Source organism: Serratia proteamaculans, assembly GCF_949794035.1.
In the GTDB taxonomy this organism is placed as follows: Bacteria; Pseudomonadota; Gammaproteobacteria; order Enterobacterales; family Enterobacteriaceae; genus Serratia; species Serratia proteamaculans.
The window spans coordinates 996,640-1,014,547 of sequence record NZ_OX461105.1 but is presented as its reverse complement, the minus strand read 5'-3'; the positions used below and the strand labels follow the sequence as shown (position 1 = coordinate 1,014,547).

At 56.2% G+C, this 17,908-nt stretch carries 12 protein-coding genes and 1 pseudogene; 7 read left to right on the top strand and 6 right to left on the bottom strand.

Annotation, left to right across the window (positions count from 1 at the left end):
* Positions 1 to 12 precede the first annotated feature (12 nt).
* Positions 13 to 2,937: a condensation domain-containing protein gene (locus QOT07_RS04675; RefSeq protein WP_283602636.1), complete on the bottom strand. Its 2,925-nt coding sequence runs from the start codon at positions 2,935 to 2,937 to the stop codon at positions 13 to 15.
* Between the two features lie 100 nt (positions 2,938 to 3,037).
* On the bottom strand, positions 3,038 to 5,161 hold the full coding sequence (locus tag QOT07_RS04670; protein ID WP_099064906.1) for a TonB-dependent receptor: 2,124 nt from the start codon (positions 5,159 to 5,161) through the stop codon (positions 3,038 to 3,040).
* 505 nt (positions 5,162 to 5,666) lie between these two features.
* On the opposite strand from QOT07_RS04670, the gene QOT07_RS04665 reads away from it, so the two are divergent.
* Entirely contained in the window at positions 5,667 to 7,268 is a 1,602-nt protein-coding gene (locus QOT07_RS04665; protein ID WP_283602635.1) for a condensation domain-containing protein, read from the top strand.
* A gap of 72 nt (positions 7,269 to 7,340) precedes the next feature.
* Positions 7,341 to 10,436 carry an amino acid adenylation domain-containing protein gene (locus tag QOT07_RS04660; RefSeq protein WP_283602634.1) on the top strand — a complete coding sequence of 1,032 codons (3,096 nt, stop codon included), beginning with the start codon at positions 7,341 to 7,343 and terminating at the stop codon, positions 10,434 to 10,436.
* A 43-nt stretch (positions 10,437 to 10,479) separates the two neighbouring features.
* Here QOT07_RS04660 and QOT07_RS04655 read toward each other — a convergent pair whose 3' ends face one another.
* Both QOT07_RS04655 and bhsA read right to left on the bottom strand, forming a co-directional pair.
* A complete protein-coding gene (locus QOT07_RS04655) occupies positions 10,480 to 11,826 on the bottom strand; it encodes a condensation domain-containing protein (RefSeq protein ID WP_283602633.1) in 1,347 nt (448 codons plus the stop codon).
* 449 nt (positions 11,827 to 12,275) lie between these two features.
* On the bottom strand, positions 12,276 to 12,530 hold the full coding sequence (bhsA, locus tag QOT07_RS04650) for a multiple stress resistance protein BhsA (protein ID WP_099064910.1): 255 nt from the start codon (positions 12,528 to 12,530) through the stop codon (positions 12,276 to 12,278).
* Between the two features lie 304 nt (positions 12,531 to 12,834).
* Between bhsA and QOT07_RS04645 the strand changes: the two genes are divergently transcribed.
* The 3 genes from QOT07_RS04645 to QOT07_RS04635 all read left to right on the top strand — a co-directional run bounded on the left by QOT07_RS04645 (position 12,835) and on the right by QOT07_RS04635 (position 15,997).
* Positions 12,835 to 14,433, top strand: coding sequence for an ABC transporter substrate-binding protein (locus tag QOT07_RS04645; protein WP_261251597.1), 1,599 nt, complete (start codon positions 12,835 to 12,837; stop codon positions 14,431 to 14,433).
* Positions 14,434 to 14,550: 117 nt separating this feature from the next.
* Positions 14,551 to 15,075, top strand: coding sequence for a cytochrome b561 (gene cybB, locus QOT07_RS04640; protein ID WP_283604298.1), 525 nt, complete (start codon positions 14,551 to 14,553; stop codon positions 15,073 to 15,075).
* A gap of 382 nt (positions 15,076 to 15,457) precedes the next feature.
* Positions 15,458 to 15,997 (top strand): hypothetical protein, encoded by a 540-nt coding sequence (locus QOT07_RS04635; RefSeq protein WP_283602632.1) that lies wholly within the window; start codon positions 15,458 to 15,460, stop codon positions 15,995 to 15,997.
* 76 nt (positions 15,998 to 16,073) lie between these two features.
* Here the strand turns inward: QOT07_RS04635 and QOT07_RS04630 are convergent, their stop codons facing one another.
* Entirely contained in the window at positions 16,074 to 16,298 is a 225-nt protein-coding gene (locus QOT07_RS04630) for a helix-turn-helix domain-containing protein (RefSeq protein WP_176979062.1), read from the bottom strand.
* A gap of 104 nt (positions 16,299 to 16,402) precedes the next feature.
* Here QOT07_RS04630 and QOT07_RS04625 point away from each other — a divergent pair, with 104 nt between their 5' ends.
* Complete coding sequence (locus QOT07_RS04625) at positions 16,403 to 16,651, top strand: helix-turn-helix domain-containing protein (RefSeq protein WP_283602631.1); 249 nt, start codon at positions 16,403 to 16,405, stop codon at positions 16,649 to 16,651.
* A gap of 222 nt (positions 16,652 to 16,873) precedes the next feature.
* Positions 16,874 to 17,131 (top strand): annotated as a pseudogene (locus QOT07_RS04620) (hypothetical protein); the annotation flags it as partial.
* Here the strand turns inward: QOT07_RS04620 and QOT07_RS04615 are convergent.
* Complete coding sequence (locus tag QOT07_RS04615) at positions 17,085 to 17,789, bottom strand: DUF4145 domain-containing protein (RefSeq protein ID WP_283602630.1); 705 nt, start codon at positions 17,787 to 17,789, stop codon at positions 17,085 to 17,087. The pseudogene QOT07_RS04620 and the gene QOT07_RS04615 sit on opposite strands and share 47 nt — an antisense overlap.
* Positions 17,790 to 17,908 lie beyond the last annotated feature (119 nt).

Sequence of the window (17,908 nt, the reverse complement as noted above, 5' to 3'; positions counted from 1 at the left end):
GGGTGAACAACGTCATTGCTGTGGTGTCGGTGGCAGAGCCGCAAGTTGCATCTCCCCACCTGCCTGCTGAGAAAAATGCGAAAACACCTGCTCAATGGTGCCGGCGATCAGCCCCGCCTGTTGCGCGGTATAGTGATCGGTGCGGTAGGTCATCATCACGCGCAGGGATTTCACGCCATCGAGGTTTTCTTCCATCACTTCAAACTGCAGGCCAAGCAAGGATTCGGTTTTCTCCGGCTCCACCTGACGGTAGGCCACCGTGCTGCCGTCCCGCAGGGTGAACTCCCCATTCAGCTTGATGCGGCTGTGGATCTGAATGAACACTTCGAACATGTGGTTCTTGCGATCGGCATCTACACCAAACAGCCCTTCCTCCACCAGATCGATGGGGATATCGGTGTAGGGCATCGAACCGTTAATGGTGTTTTTTACCTGGTCGATCAGCCCCGCCACCGTCAGCTGTTCGCCAAAGCGCACCCGGTGCACCACCACGGTAGTAAAGTAGCCGATGGTGTCGAAGAACTCGGCGTCGTTACGCCCTGAGGTAGAGGTGCCCACCAGCAGATCCGCCGGCCCCCCCAGCAGCCGCAGCGCCGTGGTAATACCGGCGTAGACTACGTTGAACAGTGAGGCGTTGTTCTTTCTGGCCTGCGCGTATAGCCCATCGGCCACCGCCGGGTCGACGTCGAACTCCAGCCAGCCACCGTTAACGTCGGCCTCAGCCGGTACCGCAGGATGGTGCGAGGGTTCCTGCTGGAACAATGGCTGACCGACCGGCGCATCGCGCAGGTTATCAAGCCAATAATCCAGGTGTTGCTGGACGACGCCGCCCGCCTGCTGCTGTCGGGCAAAGGTATAAAACTGCGGTACTTCGCTGCTCCACTGCGGTGGCTGCCCCGCCATGCGGTCACGGTAAGCCATGCCCAGTTCGTCCATCATCAGGTTCAGCGACCACTCGTCGATCACCACATGATGGAACAACAGCGAAAGCAATTGCTGACCGGTTGCCGCATCACGCAGGAAGGTGGCGCGCAACGGCAGTTCGGCAGTCAGGTCAAAGCGGTGATCCCCCGCCCTGGCCAGCAACTCGCTGGCGTTACCGGCCGGTGTGTCATCGGAGAAAGAGAACCAGGCGTAGTCCAGCAGCTCAGCGGCCGGCACCACTTGCTGATACACCTCTCCCTGACGTTGAATAAACAGCGAGCGCAATACGCTGTGGCGCGTCATCACGTCGATAAACGCCTGACGCAGTACCGTTTCGTCCACCGGATCAAGGAAGCTGATGGCAAAGGGCAGATTGAAGATCTCGTCGTGACCAAACGCCTCGTAAACTTTCCACAGGGAATGCTGCGCCAGTGACAACGGCGCCTGGACAGTTTCGCCCTGGGCTTGTGTAGTGGGTTCCTGCACGACCGGTAGCGCCACTGCCTGACGTTTGGCGTAAGCCGACAATCCTCGGGCGGTGGCGTGACTGAACAGATCGTTAATGTTGAGTTCGATGCGGTGCAGGCTGAGCAAACGACCGATGACGCGGGTGGCCACCAGCGAGTGTCCGCCACGGTCGAAGAAATCTTCATCGGCGGTCATCTCCGGTGCGACCAGCGCGTCGCGGAATTCCGCCAGGATCAGTTGGGCGATCTCGGCATTTTCTTCCTGCGTGTCCTCAACGGCCAAAACGCCCTCGGCCAGCGTTGAGGGGTGTTCTGCAGCGGCAAGCAGCGCCGTGGTTATCGTCCTTTCGGCGAGGAAAGCGACAAACTGCTCCAGCAGGAAAGGGGCTGCATGTGGGGTTAAGCGGGGATCGGCCACCAGTTCCAACACCACCGAATCCGGATCCGGCAGGCTCAACGCCAGCACCAATTCAAAAGGCGTGTGCAGCGGTGGCAGCAATAACCGTTCGGCACTGACACCGTCAAGTTGCAGCGCCACCGACGGGTCCGCCAGCCAGGTCACCAGCAGTTGGGCCCACTGAGGATTGACCGCTTCTGCCGTTTGCTGTGCCAGCAGTCGGCTTTCCGCCTCAGGATCCGTAGGCTGCAGGGTCAGACGTTTCAACCTTGCCGTGCTCATCCAGGCATCCAGACCACTCGCCTGCTGCGCGTCGTCCTGCGGCACACTCAGTTGCACCGGCAGCCCGCCGGATTGAGCTGAGATAAAGCGACCAAAGCGCACGGCAATCGCCGCCAGCAGCGTCGCCGGGTTGTCTGCGACCGGCAAGATTTTGCGCGCTACGCGGGTCGCTATACGCACCCCGGCCTGCGCCAGAAGCGCATCCTGGGGTACGGATGCCTGATAATCCCGCAGAGCCGTCGCCTGGCGCGGCCACGGCAGCACCAGATCGGCCGCTTCCGTCTGCGGGGCCACCGCAGGGATAATGGCAAAACTCTGCGTCGGCTCAACTCCGTTATACAGCGCCGACAGCGTGGTCAATAATTGCCGACAGGAGAGCGTTGGGGCCAAAATATCGTGTGCCACCACGCCCAGCACCGCACTGGCACCGGTGAATAATAGAAAACGTACCGGTGCTTCACGTGCCAGCTCGAGAGGCGTGGCCTGCGCCTGCAACACACGGCTAACCGCCTGTCGTTCGTCTGCCACTGCCTGAATGCTCACCGGGTTTAGCGTCGCGTTACCGCGCAGCTTGCATAGACCCTGCTCGTCATCAAAGTCATAACGCACGTCCAGCTCTGGCATCAGCCGCGTCAGGGCTTCCAGTGCACTGACCAACCGGCCGATATCCGGCTCACCGCCTAATCGCCAGGCCATCGCCTGCTGGCTGCCACCATCACCCCGCTGCTGGTGCATAAACCACGCCAGCTCTTCCGCTTCGCTTAATGGCTGGGAGGCCTCTGCTGCCCGCGCGCCCAGCGTCTCAAACGCCAGATCCAGACGCTGGGCCTCGTCATCGCTAAGAATATTGTCAAAATAACCGCTCACTGCTCTATCTCCTTGTGCCCGGCCACGCCGGAACATCGGGGAACGCTGATGATAAGAAGGGGCGTTGATACGCCCCTGGTGCAGACTGGCTGCTAACGCATCAGAAGGTCAGTTCAAGTGCCGCACCGATCATACGCGGACGCTGTTGAGACGCCGTATACACATCATTGCCGGTCACCATCACGCGACGTTCCGAATCAAACAGGTTCTGTGCATACAGAGTGGCGCGGCCATAGGCGAAGGTGTACGCCAACTGAGTATTTGCCGACCAGTAGGAACCGATATGCCCGCGTGAGTCGTTGTCGTACTGTGAGTAGTAAGAGTCTGAGAACGCCACGTTGCCGCTCAATTCCAGCCCGGCCATCAACTGGTACTTGGCACCCATGTTGGCCGTATAGGCCGGTGCGCGCGCCAACTCATGCCCTTCTACGCCGCTACCCGAGAACTTCTTGATCTTGGTCTTCAACAGGCCAACGTTGGTGAACAGCTCGAAGTCCCAGCGCGGCTGCCAGGTAGCACCCATTTCCGCACCGTAGGTTTCCACCTTGTCGGCATTGCGTATCACACTCGAGTTCTCGCCCAAAGAATAAGGCAGTTGCATATCCTTGTAGTCGTTATAGAAAACGTTGCTGGTCAGGATGACGTTGGCATCTTTCAAGTGATGACGGGAATACAGCTCATAGTTCCAGACATACTCGGAGCCATAGGTGTAGTTGACCACCGGCGTGCCGATAGTGATGCCTGCGCCGCCGGCGTTATAGCCGCGCGCCACCTTGGCACCGTAGGTCTGGGTATCCGTCGGTTTCCAGGCCAGATCGAGCTTCGGCAGGAACACGTCGTAGGTCTCGTCGAAGTCGATACGCGCGGTGTTGCTACCGCCGGTACGGCGGCGATGTTCGTGCTCCAGGCGGCTGGCAGCGGTAAGATCAACTTTTGGCGTGATGGCAAAGGTCAGTTCGGCAAAGGCTGAATTAGTATCGGTTTTATCCTTGAAACTGGAACCACCGAAAATATTGACGAATTCATCCTGCTTGGCGTGGAAATAGCGCAACCCCGCCAACCCATGCAGACGGCTATCCGGCCCGCCAAAGCGTGCCACCGGCTCCACATGCACCTCTTTACCGTTAACTTCAGCATATTGAATGTTGTAAGCAGTAGGACGGTTGATATTAAAGTCGGTGTAGATCACCCGGTTTTCCAGCGTCAGGCTGTCGGACTGTTCCCAGGCGATATCCCAAACACCGCTGTTGTTGTTGCTTTTAAACACCGCGCGACGGGGATCGTGGCGTGGGTTAGTAGGGTGAACCAGTGGGTTGAGGCTCTCGTTTTGCGGTGAGGTGCTGCCAAAATGGTTAAAGGTCAGCTTGGTGGTCAGTTCGCGCATACCTGCCGGGTTGAACAACAGCTTGGCGCGGGCGGTGGTAGCTTCTACCTCGCGCGGATCGCCCACCGGTTCATAAGCAGGCAGGTCGGCATCGCTGCGGCGACGCTGACGATCAACGCTGACGCGGAACGCCAACTGATCCTCCACCAATGGGCCGGAGGCCATGGCGGACAACTGCGAAGAATGCTGATTGCCAACCCCGCCCTTAAAGGCGCTTTCCCAGTCGAAAGTAGGATCCTTACTGGTCATCACGATGGCACCGGCAATGGCGTTACGCCCCTGGATATAGCTCTGTGGGCCGAGGAACACTTCAACACGATCCAGATCCCACAGCGACTGAGGGCCGTAGGCTTGCTCGTTATAGGTTAGCGAGCGGCCATCCAGTGACAGATTGAGGCGCGGACGGGTGCCGCTGAGGAAGGCATTGGCACCGGTGTTAGGACCGGAGCCATCGATACCGCGCACAGTGGGCAAATTGTTGCCAATGCCCAAATCCACCACGTTGGTGGTCATACGTAGCAAATCAGGGATCTGCAATGCATTGGGCATGGATGCAATACGTTCACTGTCGAACACTTGCACGCTGGAGCCGGTATCAAAAATGCTGCGTTTAATTTTTTCGCCGGTAACCAACAGGCTCTCCGAGTCCTGCCAATTATCGTTACGTTTGCTGTCGGCGGCTTCCTGAACCTTCTCGTCCACGACGGCGGCGTTAACGCTGCCCACCGACAAAGAACAAAGACCCAGAAAGAGTGAGGAAAATGCCCCAATGGCCTGTAAGCCTGCTTTTTCCTTGTTTCCTACGATTTTATGCCTTTGAGCCGCTGAATGCTTGCTCATAGATGTATTCTCCTTTCATCCCAGATGCACAAAAATTTAATTGTTTTCACATAGGTAACGACGCTGATTCTCACACTGACAATGGCATTGCGGCCTTCCTGACCTTGCTATGCATATCCCTGCCGCAGACAACTGCCCCACCCCCGAGATACAGCGGGCAGAAGCGGTTTTTTTGTCTGGAAACGTAAAGAAATGTTAATAATGATAATATTTTACATATTTTAATGCAAATCATTATCACTTAAGCAAATGAATGCGTTAAAAAACAATCAGCGGGGAAAGCAATAAAACGAAGTTTTTAAATCACCAAAAAAACCAATGATTTCATTTAAAATGAATATAAAACATAACTATATCAATATTACTATTTTCTCCCCATGAGGAAATACCGCGATTAACCTCATGACTCCCGCGCCTTATATCAACAAATAAAAATAGTAATAATTTTCATTCCCATTAACATTGCAATATATTCTTACAGTCTCTCAATACTGATGGAAACCCAATGAAAGCGTTGACCACGATGCAGGCCGCCTACTGGGTGGGCCGGCAATCTGAAGCGCCGCTGGGGGGCGTCTCCGCCCACCTGTATGCGGAATTTAACTGCTGCGACCTGGACGTCGAACGACTGAGACAGGCCGTTGCCACTCTTTACCAGCATCACCCGATGCTGCGCCTGCAGATCACCGCCGATGGCCAGCAGACCATTGCCCCCAGCGGCCCGCAGCATCGCCTGCAGTTGGACGATTTTAGCCAGGCGAATACTGCCGATGTCACCCACCGGCTTGCCGAAAAACGTCAGGCAAAAAGCAGCCAAAAGTTGCCGCTGGAACAGGGTATCCCCTGTGATATCAGCCTCAGTCTGTTGCCGGGTGGCCACAGCCGGTTGCATGTCGATCTGGACATGATCGCCGGAGATGCCATGGGTTTCCGCGTGCTAATGGAAGATTTGGCGCGCTTTTATCATCAGTGCCCTGCCGCTCCCAACGACAACGGCGTGGCCTACTTTGACTATCTCGACCGGCAGCATGCCGATACGACGCTGCAGGCACGCCGCACCCACGCTCAGGGTTGGTGGCGGGAACGCCTGGCTCAATTGCCACCCGCCCCGCACCTGTTGCGAACGCCGGACCGCTGCCGTAGCGATCGGCTGGCGCTGCAACTGAACGCCAAAGAAACCAAAGCACTGGAAGATGCGGCCAAAGCGCACCGCATCACGCTTTCATCGTTGTTTTTAGCGCTGTTCGCCGTCACCGTCGGCCACGGCTGGAACCTGTCGCGCTTTCGGCTGAACGTGCCGTTATTCCATCGGGCCGAAGAGAACGTCGGCAATATCATTGGCGACTTCTCCAATTTGGTGCTGCTCGGCGTGGAATTGGATCCGGCTGAAAACCTGCCCACCTTCTGCCAGCGCCTGATGGCACAACTGGCGGAATTGATTGCCCATGCCGACTACCCTGGCGTCAGCGTGATGCGCGATTTGTCGCGCCTGCAGGGCAGCATGCAGCCTTCACCGGTGGTGTTTACCGCCGGTTTCGGCATCCACGGCAAGGCGTTGTTCTCCGACAACGTCACCCACACCTTTGGCCCGCTGGAATGGGTGATCTCCCAGGGGCCACAGGTGGCGCTGGATGCTCAGGTGGCACACGCCAACGGCGGCATTTTGATCAACTGGGACGTGCGCCTGGACGCCTTTCCGGATCGGCTGCTGCCACAGTTGTTCGCCACCTACGGCGCCTTGCTGAAACGGGCCGCCAATCGGCCGGACAGTTTCAGGCAACCGCTGGCGCAGTGGCTGGAACAATGCTCTGCAGCCGCGCTGGCCCGCCAAATACCGGTGCGTCAATTACTGCACCGGCTGCTGGCGCGTGTCGCACCGGATGCCCGGCTCGGCGACGACGATGACATTAACGCCCTGCAACTGCCGCAGGCCGGTCTGCAGGCCTTGCTGGCGGTGGTTAACAAATATCTGCCGGTGGCGCTGACCACGGCAGACGTGGCGACCCACCCTACCCCGGCTGCGCTTGCCGCCCTGATCTGCGAGCGGGCACCCCACGCCGAGGAGGCGGTGCAAATGCTGTTGAAGGTGCTGACGCCCAAAGCCTGATATCGGTTCCGGGCGTGTAACCTCACGCGCCCTGCTTTCTTTTTCATTGGTTAGCGACAATAGGGAAATACCATGGAGACACCATTAACCGCGCTGCAGCAGGCTTATCTGCTCGGCCGCAGCGAACAATGGCCGCTCGGCGGCGTGGCAATGCACGACTTTCGCGAATATCGCGGTCTGAAGCTGGATTTGGCCCGGCTGGAAGCCCGACTGAGCGAACTGGTGCAACATTACGCGGCGCTTCGCACCTGCATCGATCCCCAGCGTTTCACTCAACGGGTACGATCAGAAGCCACTTTGAATCTGGATCGGCACGATCTGCGGACACTCGATCCTCAGGCCGCGCAACAACGTCTGACGATCCTGCGAGAACAGTATTCGCACCAGCGCCACGATCCCGCACAGCCGCTGTGGCGCATTGCCGCCATTCAGTTACCTGTAACGCCGGATGCAACAGGCAATAACTACGACACCGTGATTTTCACCAGCTTCGACGCGCTGATCCTCGATGGCCAGGGCATCTCCACCGTGATCGCCCGGCTGTTTGACGATGCCCCACTGCCGCCAATCGCGCCGACAAGCTCACCGGTCGCCGCCACGGCGGAACAACGCCAGGCCGATGCCGCCTATTGGCAGGCCAAGCTACAGGACATCACCACCCCGTCGGCCTTGCCATGGATCACTCCGCTGGCCAACATCAAATCTTCGCGCTACCGTCGCGCCAACCTGACCCTGCCGCGCGAAGTGCTGAAACAGTTCTCACGCTTGGGCTCTGCCCATGCCCTGCTGCGCAACAGCAGCCTTTCGGCGTTGATCCTCGATACGCTGGCGCAATGGACCACCGACGGCGAACTGTGCGTCGGCGTACCCGTGGCATTTCCGGCGGCGGATGGCTCACTCAGTAACGCCTCCACCTTTGTGGCGGTGCGCTATAGCCGCCTGGGCGGCACCTTTGTCAGCCGTGCGCAGGCGCTGCAAGACGATGTGTTGGGCGCGCTCGATCACCTGAAATTTTCCGGCGTTGACCTGGCACGACAGCTACTAAACCACAGCCAGGGATCCCCTGCGCTGCCGGTGATCCTCACCAACTGCCTGGGCTGGGAGACGCTGCCAGCTAACGCGCCGGTGCATTACCATGACGGCGTGACCCAGACGCCGCAGGTGGCGATAGATATTCGGCTGACGCAGGATGCCGACAAAAATCTGCTGCTGTGCGTTGACTACGCCGAGCAGGCGCTGGACGGCGAACAGGTACAGGCGATGCTGGACGCGCTGCAACGCCGGGTGACGCTAATGTGCCAAGAGGGTGAGTTGGAAATTGCTCCGGCACAATTTATCGATTACCAGCACTACCGGCATAACCACAGCGAGGCGGCATTTACCGCCTATCCGTACCTGACGCAACTGGCTGAGCGCTTGTTTAACAATCCACAGCCACGACCGGCGTTAATCTGCGATCAGCAGAGCCTGACTTATCCGCAGCTTGGTCAACAGGTCGGCGCGGTAATGGCCAATCTGCAACAGCGCGGTCTGGGGCCCGGCAGGGTGCTGGCGCTGTATCTGGCGCGTAGCCCGGAACATGTCACTATCTCCTTAGCCTGTGCGCTGCTGGGCGTTATCTGGGTACCGATCGACATCAACTCGCCGCCGGAGCGCACCGCTTATCTGCTGACCAACTGTCGGCCGGATCTGGTGGTGCATCACGGCGAGCTGGATACGCCGCACGGGGTCACGCCTGCGGAACTGCTCGCCCCGACGGCGGACAATGCGGCACTCCCGGACAGCCAGACGCTGACCGAGCGCAGCGCCAGCACCGAGGCCAGCTATTACCTGTATACCTCCGGTACCACCGGCAAGCCAAAATGCGTGGTACTCAACAACCGCGCCACCGCTAACGTTATCGGCCAGACTCTGCAACGCTGGGCGGTCACCGCCGATGACGTGATGATCTCGGTCACCCCACCGCACCATGACATGTCGATGTTTGATCTGTTCGGCTCACTCAGCGCCGGTGCGACACTGGTGTTACCGGCAGCGCATCAGGAAAAAGACGCCATCAGCTGGAACCAGTTGGTGGAGCGCCATCGCGTCAGCCTGTGGTGTTCGGTTCCCGCCATTCTGGAGATGCTGCTCACCTGCAAAACCGACGACAGCCTGCGCTCACTGCGGCTGGTGGCTCAGGGCGGCGACTACATCAAACCGGCCACGGTGCAGCAACTACGCCGCCTGCGCCCGGATATCAGCCTGTTCTCGCTCGGCGGCCCAACCGAAACCACCATCTGGAGTATCTGGCACCCGATTGCGCCGCAGGACACCGGAACCGTGCCCTATGGTCAGCCACTGCCGGCCAACCAATACTTTATTTGCCATGACGACGGCAGCCACTGCCCGGTCGGCGTGGTTGGCCGCATCCACACTGCGGGGGTGAATCTGGCATTGGGTTATCTGGAAGACGGCGATTTAAAACAGCATGATTTCGTCACGCTGGACGGCCCCGATGGGCAACCGCTGCGCGCCTTTCGTACCGGTGACCAGGGTTACTATCGTCCGGACGGTAACATTCTGTTCGCCAGCCGGGTAAACGGCTACGTGAAAATCCGTGGTGTGCGCGTTTCGCTGCCGGAGATTGAAGACGTGCTGCGAGGACACGAGGCGATCCTCGATATCGTGGTGGTGGATTACCCCGGTGGTGATAATGCCGAGGCCACGCTGGGGGCGATGTACCTTACCCACGACGGTAAACCGCTGTCGCTGGCGGCAATCCGCGCCTTCTCAACCGGCTACCTGCCTTGCACTCATATCCCGACGCGCTTTATCCACGCCGAAGCGCTGCCGCTTTCGGGCAATGGCAAGACAGACCGCCACCGCATTCGTGCCGCCTTCAGCGCCGATCGGGCAGCGCCGGGACTCAACGCCTGTGCAGCGCCGTTGCCAAGCGCGCCTCCGGCCAACAGCGACAAAATTTTGGCTATCTATTGGCAGGCGATCGGCACTACGCCGCGCCCGGAGTGGGGGGAAGAAACTGCCTTTATCAGCATGGGGTTGAAACTGCCGCACATTCGACAGGTGGCTGCGCAGCTCAATGAGGCCTTCGGCACCCGTCTGCCGCCCACGCTGCTGATCCCCTGTAAAAATGCCCGGGAGGTTGCAGCGCTGCTGGCGCGTTAACCGTGATATCACCGCGGGCAGGGTCAAACCCTGCCCGCTTTTTTCAGGCTGGCACCGCCACCAGTTCACCGACCGCCGTTTCCAACGCCTCTTCCCGCAACGCACGCAGTAAAAACTCCTGCAAGGCATTGCCGTAGTCGGCAACCCCTGCCGTGGGGAACTGCTGCACGTAAATATCAATATCCAGATACAGATCGCCGGCATCGGTGCGACCACGAAAGGTCAGGTTTGCGCCGTCGCCAGAACCACCGGCCAGTACCCGACGCGTGCTGGTGCAACCGCTGAAACCGGCCGGATCAAACGGCTGGACGTTAATAAACGGAGAGATAAATAAACGAGAAGCGGGTGTCACACCACGATCGGCGGCTATCTGCCGCAGCCGGTAAGCGGCATGGCTGCGCAGCTCGCGCAGTGTTTGTGCCATCTCAGACAGAAAACGCCCCAGCGTCTCCTCCCCGCGCAGTGATACCAAAAACGGCAAGGTATTCACCGCCAGCGCCGGGGTATTGGTCGCCTGGCTACTGCGGCGGTTCATCACCGGCATCCATAGGGTGCGCGTATCGCCTTTATCATGCGGCAACGGCGGTAAGGTAAAGAACAACCAGGCGGCGGACAGCGCCAACAGCAGATCGGGCCAGCCGATACCGCTACGCTCCGATAACTCACGCAGCCGCTGCGAGATCTCTTCCGGCAGTGCGGTGCTGGTGCTCAGGCATTTCACGCCGTATTGCCGACCGCCCTTGCGCACCGTCGGCAAAGTCTGCGACGGCGGCAGATAGCGCTGCCAAAAATGCCGATCCTTTGAGCAGCGTTCAGAGGCAGCATAGGCCAGTTCATGATGCTGGAAAGCGCTGAAGGAGCCCAGCGCCTGCCCCGCCGTGCCGCTGCCAAGGAAGTGCGCGTATAGCGTGGCGCAGCGGTGTTCGACCAACGCCATCCCGAACCCATCAATCACAATATGGTGAGCGCGCAGATACCAGATAAAGCGCGCTGGCCCCAGTTTGAGCAACCACACCGCGGCCACCGGTTGACTGCACAAGTCCATCGGCTGTTCGACATCCGCCTGCATCAGCCGCATCGCGGCCTGATAAGGATCGGCCTGTGCTTGCAGATCAATGCGATGCAACTCGGGCACCCACTGAGGATCGTAACGCTGGAGCGGTGGGTGACCCTCCGCGTCGGCACCAAAGCGCAGTGCAAACGCCTGCGTTTCCACCATGGTGAGCGTAATTGCACGAGACAGCGCCGCCTCGTCGACTGCGCCGCGTAATTCAGTGACGTGGGCGACGGTGGAAAACGGCTGCTCAGGGTGCAGAGTAAATTCTTCCCAGAAGTCTAACTGCGCCGGTGTTAGCGGCAGCCATTCAGTAGCCAAAACAGTTCCCGACATGTTACCTACCTTTGATAAGCCATAAACAAATGTTGAAACAACGGAAGCTAAAACCCCGCCGCCGCAAAGTGCATCTGATAGCGGCCAAAACGGGGTGAATGCCGGACACGGCTGGACGGCCAGCTCGCGGGCTGCCCGGCGTGATCCTTCTTATTGTGGTTGGCGTGCCTGACCTCCCTGGTACAGGTAAAAACGAGACGGCGTGGGCCACTTGACTGAGCAACCGCAGCACGGAAGATGTTTCGATTCAGTTACAAATGAAAATGATAATAACACTTATTATCATTTTCATGAATATAGAATAACCTGCTCATACCGCAAGGGAGGAACGAACAAAGAGAGAATGTGGCGGCAATAACGCCGTTAAGGAGAGGGAAAGAAGCCTAAAAACGGGGTTGTTGGGGCGGCAGTGGCGAGTACCGCCCCGATTGAACGCAATGTCGCAACCATTATTGGTAAATCACCGCCACGCCGTGCAGTTTGTTGCCCCCGCTGGCGGCAATAATGCGGTAGGAACTGGCCCCTGCCTCGTCGGCTTTTTTCGCCAATTTGTTCTCCAGACCGGAGAGTGTCAGCGCGCCGCTGGCGGATACCACGCCGATTTTGGTCAGCCCCTGCTCAGAGCTGACGCTGCTGGCCGCAAAGCTGCTGGTTGAAGCCACAGCCAGGAGTAAAGCCGCCATAACATATTTAGTTGCTTTCATAATAACCACCTCGTTGGATTGACCAGACCCGGTTCTGCCTGGTGAGGTGATTCTAAATGGGGGTTACTGACCCCAAAATGACCCGCTGATAACATTTTTGTCAGACAGCCGAAAAACCGGGGTTATTTACCTAAGCATACAATTTCCCTGGCTAAACTGACGGCGGTGTTAACCTGACGACTCGATCAATCATCAAGCACCAGTTCCCATATCCTCTATCAATCACTTATATTTAAACTGAGGGCTGCCTGAATGCCACAGCGGCGGCAGTGTCCTCATTCAACCTGAGGGAGCCATCCATTTTATGCGTTTAAAACCAAGCACTGTGGGTCTGTTATTGGCGGGAACCGGCCTGTTGACGGCGGGCAATGCCCTGGCCGCCAGCGATACCCTGGTCTACTGCACCGTGGCCTCACCGGAGTCTTTCAACCCGCAGCTTTCCAGCTCCGGCACCACCTTTATCGCCACCTCGCAGGTGCTGTATAACCGCCTGTTGACGCTGCGTGAAAGCGATAAAACCCCCGCTCCCTCACTGGCGACCGAGTGGACCATCAGCCCGGACGGCAAGACCTACACCTTTACGCTGCGCAAGGGCGTGAAATTCAACAGCAACAAGTACTTCACCCCAACGCGTGACTTTAACGCCGAGGACGTGGTGTTCACCGTGATGCGTCAAAAAGATGCCAATAATCCGTATCACAAGGTGTCCGGCGGCAACTACGAGTACTTTACCGATACCGGGCTGGACAAGCTGATCACCAAAGTGGAAGCGGTGGATAACGACCACGTGCGCTTTACCCTCAGCCAGCCTAACGCCGCGTTCCTGGCAGACTGGACCATGGACTTCGCTTCGATCCTTTCTGCCGAATATGCCGACGCCATGCTGAAAAAAGGCACGCCGGAGTATGTCGACAACTGGCCGATCGGCACCGGCCCGTTCGCGCTGCAACAGTACAAACAGGATTCACTGATCCGCTACATCGCCAACCCACATTACTGGCAGGGCGAGGTGGCCAGCAAGCACCTGATCTTCTCCATCACGCCGAACCCGCAAACCCGGCTGGCCAAGCTGAAAACCAACGAGTGCCAGATCATCCCTGCCCCGCTGGCGGAACAGTTTGACGCCATCAAGAGCGACAAAAACCTGCAACTGCACGATATCAATGGCCTGAACGTCGGCTATCTGGCGTTCAATACCCAGAAGAAGCCGTTTGATAATGTGCTGGTGCGTCAGGCTCTGAGCTATGCGGTGGATAAAAAGGCCATCGTCGCGGCGGTGTTCAAGGAAAGTGGCACCACGGCCAACTCGATCCTGCCGCCGGGCATGTTGGGCTATAACGACAAGCTGCCGGAATACGCTTATAACCCGGAGAAAGCGCGTGAACTGCTCAAGCAGGCCGGGCTGGAAAAAGGCTTTGAGACCGACATCTGGTCAATGCCAGTGGCGCGGCCTTACAACCCTAACTCACGACGCATCGCCGAGATGATCCAGAGCGACTGGGCGAAAGTGGGCGTGAAAGCCAAAATCGTCACCTGGGAATGGGGCCAATACCTGGCCGGGCTGCGTAAAGGGGAACAGCAAAGCGCGCTGTATGGCTGGATGTCGGATAACGGCGACCCGGACAACTTCGCCACGCTGCTCAACTGCGCTGGCGTACAGACCGGTGCCAACGTGTCCCGCTGGTGCGACAGCAGCTATGACAAACTGATCCATCAGGCAATTTTGGTCAGTGCCCCGGCCGAACGCGCCAAGCTTTATCAGCAGGCGCAGGTGATCTTTGCCAAACAGGTGCCACTGCTGCCATTGGCTAACGGCAAGGTGTTCTACGCCACCCGCAGCAACGTCAGTGGCTATGTGGTTGACGTTAACGGTAGTGACTTCGCCAAAGCCAAGGTCGATTGAGTAACACCAAGCGCCGGATGATATTCACATCCGGCGCTTTCCTCTCTTGTAACATTTGGTTACTCTCATCAGCACTGTGATTTAACATTCAAAGGCAACCCGGTGCAGAACTCTTATATGCCGATGCAGATCCGCCTGCACTGGCTGGTGGCGATCCTGTTGGTCGTAACCTGTACGACGATTGAGCTGAGAGGCTTTAGCGTGCCAGGCACCCCGCTGTGGTACGTGCTGGTGGTGACCCACTTCAGCTGTGGCGTGACAGTATTTGTATTGATGATCGCCCGCCTGTTCCTGCGCTGGCGCCACACCAGCCCCGCCATCAACCCGAAACCGGCTAAATGGCAAACCGGCGCGGCCCATCTGGTGCACAGCCTGATTTATCTGCTGCTGCTGACGCTACCGGTGCTGGGCGTTTATTCCCGCTATCTGGGTGGTAAAGAGTGGTTTCTGTTTGGCCTGCCGATGCCCTTTGCCGAAGTCGCCGACCGACCACAGGCGCGGATGATTATCGGCTGGCACAAGACGCTGGCAGCCTTCGGCTATTGGCTGATTGGGCTACATGCCGCAGCGGCGCTGTTCCATCACTACCTCATGAAGGACAATGCGCTGGTGCGTATGCTGCCATGGCTGAAAAAGCCTTAGCTAAAGGTGACAATACCCACAGTGTAATAATAAGCATGTATATATAGGCCAATAGATATAATCCATTGGCTTATTGTTTTTATAGTTTATGGCGATTAAAAATAAATTTGCATCCGGCGAGTTGTATCTATTCCGTTTATTGACTAAGGTTATTCATACAAATTATAAGCCCACGGGCTGACGAAGATCCGCAACCAATATTATTAACCACTCATTATATTCATCTTAAAAAACGCCAGTTATTTTTCAGGAGAGCTCTGTCATGACCTGTGGTTACACAAGGCGATGCGGTGCACCCATGATTTCATTAATTAAATTCCATCGGCTACACACACGGGAAAGTTAATATTACTTTTCCAAACTAAAAGTCAGGAGCAAAGTAATGAAAATAATGACTGGCGTTATTTTACCTACGGTTGCCGCCATCGCAATGGCGGGCATGGCGCACGCAGCAGACAGCAAACAACCGATGACCGGCAAAGAGACGGTTACCCTGGAGCACGTGCACGCCGTGCAAGAAAATGGTAGTCCCGCGCCCAAGCACGACGCGGCCTGTATGAAAGAGCTTTCTATGCCGACTTCCAAGTATGTCGGGATGAAAGTCACCAGCGAATACACCGTTAACCCCAGCTCGATGATGATGTCGGCGAAATCGATGCTGCCATCCCCGATGGCTACCCAACCGCTAGAGTTGACGGTTGATTTATCCCCACTCGGCATCGAAGGGGTTTATGCGTTTGGTGCCTTTAAACCCAATGTGTTACCACAGGACTATGTTTATTTCACCATCGACAAAGATTTTAAAAACCCGGTCAGCACCTTTATGATCATAAATAAAGGGAAAGAATATAACTGCGTTATTTCCAGCTCAAACAAGGCGATGACTAAAGAACAACGCAAACATCTTATGGTTAAGAAATAACGGGGATATTGATGGGTAATACTGGGGGCTTCGGGTGGTTTACTGCCCTGGCCCCAAATTTTAAAACGTTGTTCAATTACGACTCACCCACAGGTTCAGAGTATCTTGAAGGCCATATTTCCGCCGGTGGCAGATTCAAAGCCTCGCCAATCAGTCGCTCCCCCTTCGGCCAATGCCGCGCCAAGGCATTGCCCAGCGTCGAGGAAGCCAGCCCCGCCTCTCTGGATACTGCTGACAACGTTGTCCCCTTCTTCTTTAAAGCAGCAATCACGTCCGCCGGGTGCCAGTCACGTTTATCCATCATGCTTAATCCTCCTGGTTATCTGATGACTTAATTATCCTGTTTTGGGATAATCGCAGCAATGGCAGATATTCGATTTTGGGATATCACTCGTGGAAAACGCCATGACTTCAGTTTATTCAACCGAGTATCAATTAGTTATAAAAATACTTCGGGATGCTCGTATAGAAAAAGGCATCACTCAGGCCAAGCTGGCCGAAGCGCTAGGTCGCCCTCAGTCGTTTATCGCCAAAGTTGAGAACGGCGAGCGTAAGCTGGATGTGGTGGAGTTTGCTTTGATCGCCCGGCTACTTGGGGTTGATGCTGGGGCGGTTATGGAACGAATTGGTGGACGGGTTCATTCATTGTGTTAGATAGGGTAGAGCCAATATCAATGTGTATCGAATCGCCACGGGTAAATTAGACACTCCCTAGGCATTGGTGGGCTGATCCCACATCGGTAGACGCTCCTACCTTATAGTTGGGCTGCATCCTTCACAGGGCTTCGGTAGCTATGAGCGAAGAGCATATTTTACCTACCACAGAAGATGGCTTAACAAGCACTGCTGTGTATTAATCTAATGGGAGCAGGTCACCGGGATAACATGATGGCAGCTCATCGCGTGCCACCTCAGATGATGGGGATTATGCCTAATAATGTTGGTTGGTTTAGGGATGTCGAAAAGACCAGTCGAGTCTTTGTTCGCAATGAAATGATGCCTCTACAAAAATGGCTGCAGGGGCTTAATTACTGCCCAGATAAAGAAGTTTTAACTTTCGATTCTTACCGTTTGATGCTGAGTAAAATCAGGCTCCTTTATTTCTTCTCTCTTCACGTCTTACCTTGGCTTTAGCAAGGCGCTGAGGTTCTGTGTATAGCCGCTCCAGAAACAAGTATGTGAACTCCTCAAGGTCTTCTGCTGCGGTCTTATCTAGAATCCCTTCATGAGCACCATCATTCCCATCATCTTTCACGCACTCAGCTAGTTCTCTGAGAGCTGCCGGCAGGATTTGATTATCAAATAACCACTCCATTCTTAGTCCCAAGCTTCTCTTTATTTTCGCTGCTGGCCCACCATCACCGTCAGGGACAAGTCCTTTTGTTGCATAATCAATACAAAGTCTAAACATTGTTCCAGCCGCATTATTGCAACCAATTGCAAGGCATTTTGCCCCTTCTTCATAAGCGTCATTGATTTCTTGCGGTAAAAACTCAGGTGGTTCACCGATGCTCAGATCCGCAGGCGAAATTGGTCGTAATACCTTTGCTACATCTTTCAACCCGAACATAGCCATGCCCCAATTGACCATATGAAGTTCTTGATGTTTGTCTATGCTAATTCCAAGGAAAATCGTTGTCTTGTGGCATTCTCGACACACGCAATAAAATTCATATGCGGGAACATCTGGCTTTGCAAACTCTTTATAACTACCAAAATGGTTAGCCCCGTGGACATCAAAAGCTGTGTTTTGCGTGTCACATCTTGGACAGTTATCTACATACATTGCCATCGGTATATATTCCTCACCCCAGTAAAAGAGTTCCACTATTGGTACTCGAACAACGTTTTTTCAGCTCTATTATGAAGCTTCAAATACTATTTAACCAGCTTGAGCGCGCACTCATTTCC

What these genes read in the sequence shown, in the direction of transcription:
- QOT07_RS04645 (WP_261251597.1), top strand. Translation starts at nt 12,835, where the DNA reads ATGCGTTTAAAACCAAGCACTGTGGGTCTGTTATTGGCGGGAACCGGC.
- QOT07_RS04615 (WP_283602630.1), bottom strand. Translation starts at nt 17,789, where the DNA reads ATGGCAATGTATGTAGATAACTGTCCAAGATGTGACACGCAAAACACA.
- QOT07_RS04630 (WP_176979062.1), bottom strand. Translation starts at nt 16,298, where the DNA reads ATGGATAAACGTGACTGGCACCCGGCGGACGTGATTGCTGCTTTAAAG.
- QOT07_RS04670 (WP_099064906.1), bottom strand. Translation starts at nt 5,161, where the DNA reads ATGAGCAAGCATTCAGCGGCTCAAAGGCATAAAATCGTAGGAAACAAG.
- cybB (WP_283604298.1), top strand. Translation starts at nt 14,551, where the DNA reads ATGCCGATGCAGATCCGCCTGCACTGGCTGGTGGCGATCCTGTTGGTC.
- QOT07_RS04655 (WP_283602633.1), bottom strand. Translation starts at nt 11,826, where the DNA reads ATGTCGGGAACTGTTTTGGCTACTGAATGGCTGCCGCTAACACCGGCG.
- bhsA (WP_099064910.1), bottom strand. Translation starts at nt 12,530, where the DNA reads ATGAAAGCAACTAAATATGTTATGGCGGCTTTACTCCTGGCTGTGGCT.
- QOT07_RS04660 (WP_283602634.1), top strand. Translation starts at nt 7,341, where the DNA reads ATGGAGACACCATTAACCGCGCTGCAGCAGGCTTATCTGCTCGGCCGC.
- QOT07_RS04625 (WP_283602631.1), top strand. Translation starts at nt 16,403, where the DNA reads ATGACTTCAGTTTATTCAACCGAGTATCAATTAGTTATAAAAATACTT.
- QOT07_RS04635 (WP_283602632.1), top strand. Translation starts at nt 15,458, where the DNA reads ATGAAAATAATGACTGGCGTTATTTTACCTACGGTTGCCGCCATCGCA.
- QOT07_RS04665 (WP_283602635.1), top strand. Translation starts at nt 5,667, where the DNA reads ATGAAAGCGTTGACCACGATGCAGGCCGCCTACTGGGTGGGCCGGCAA.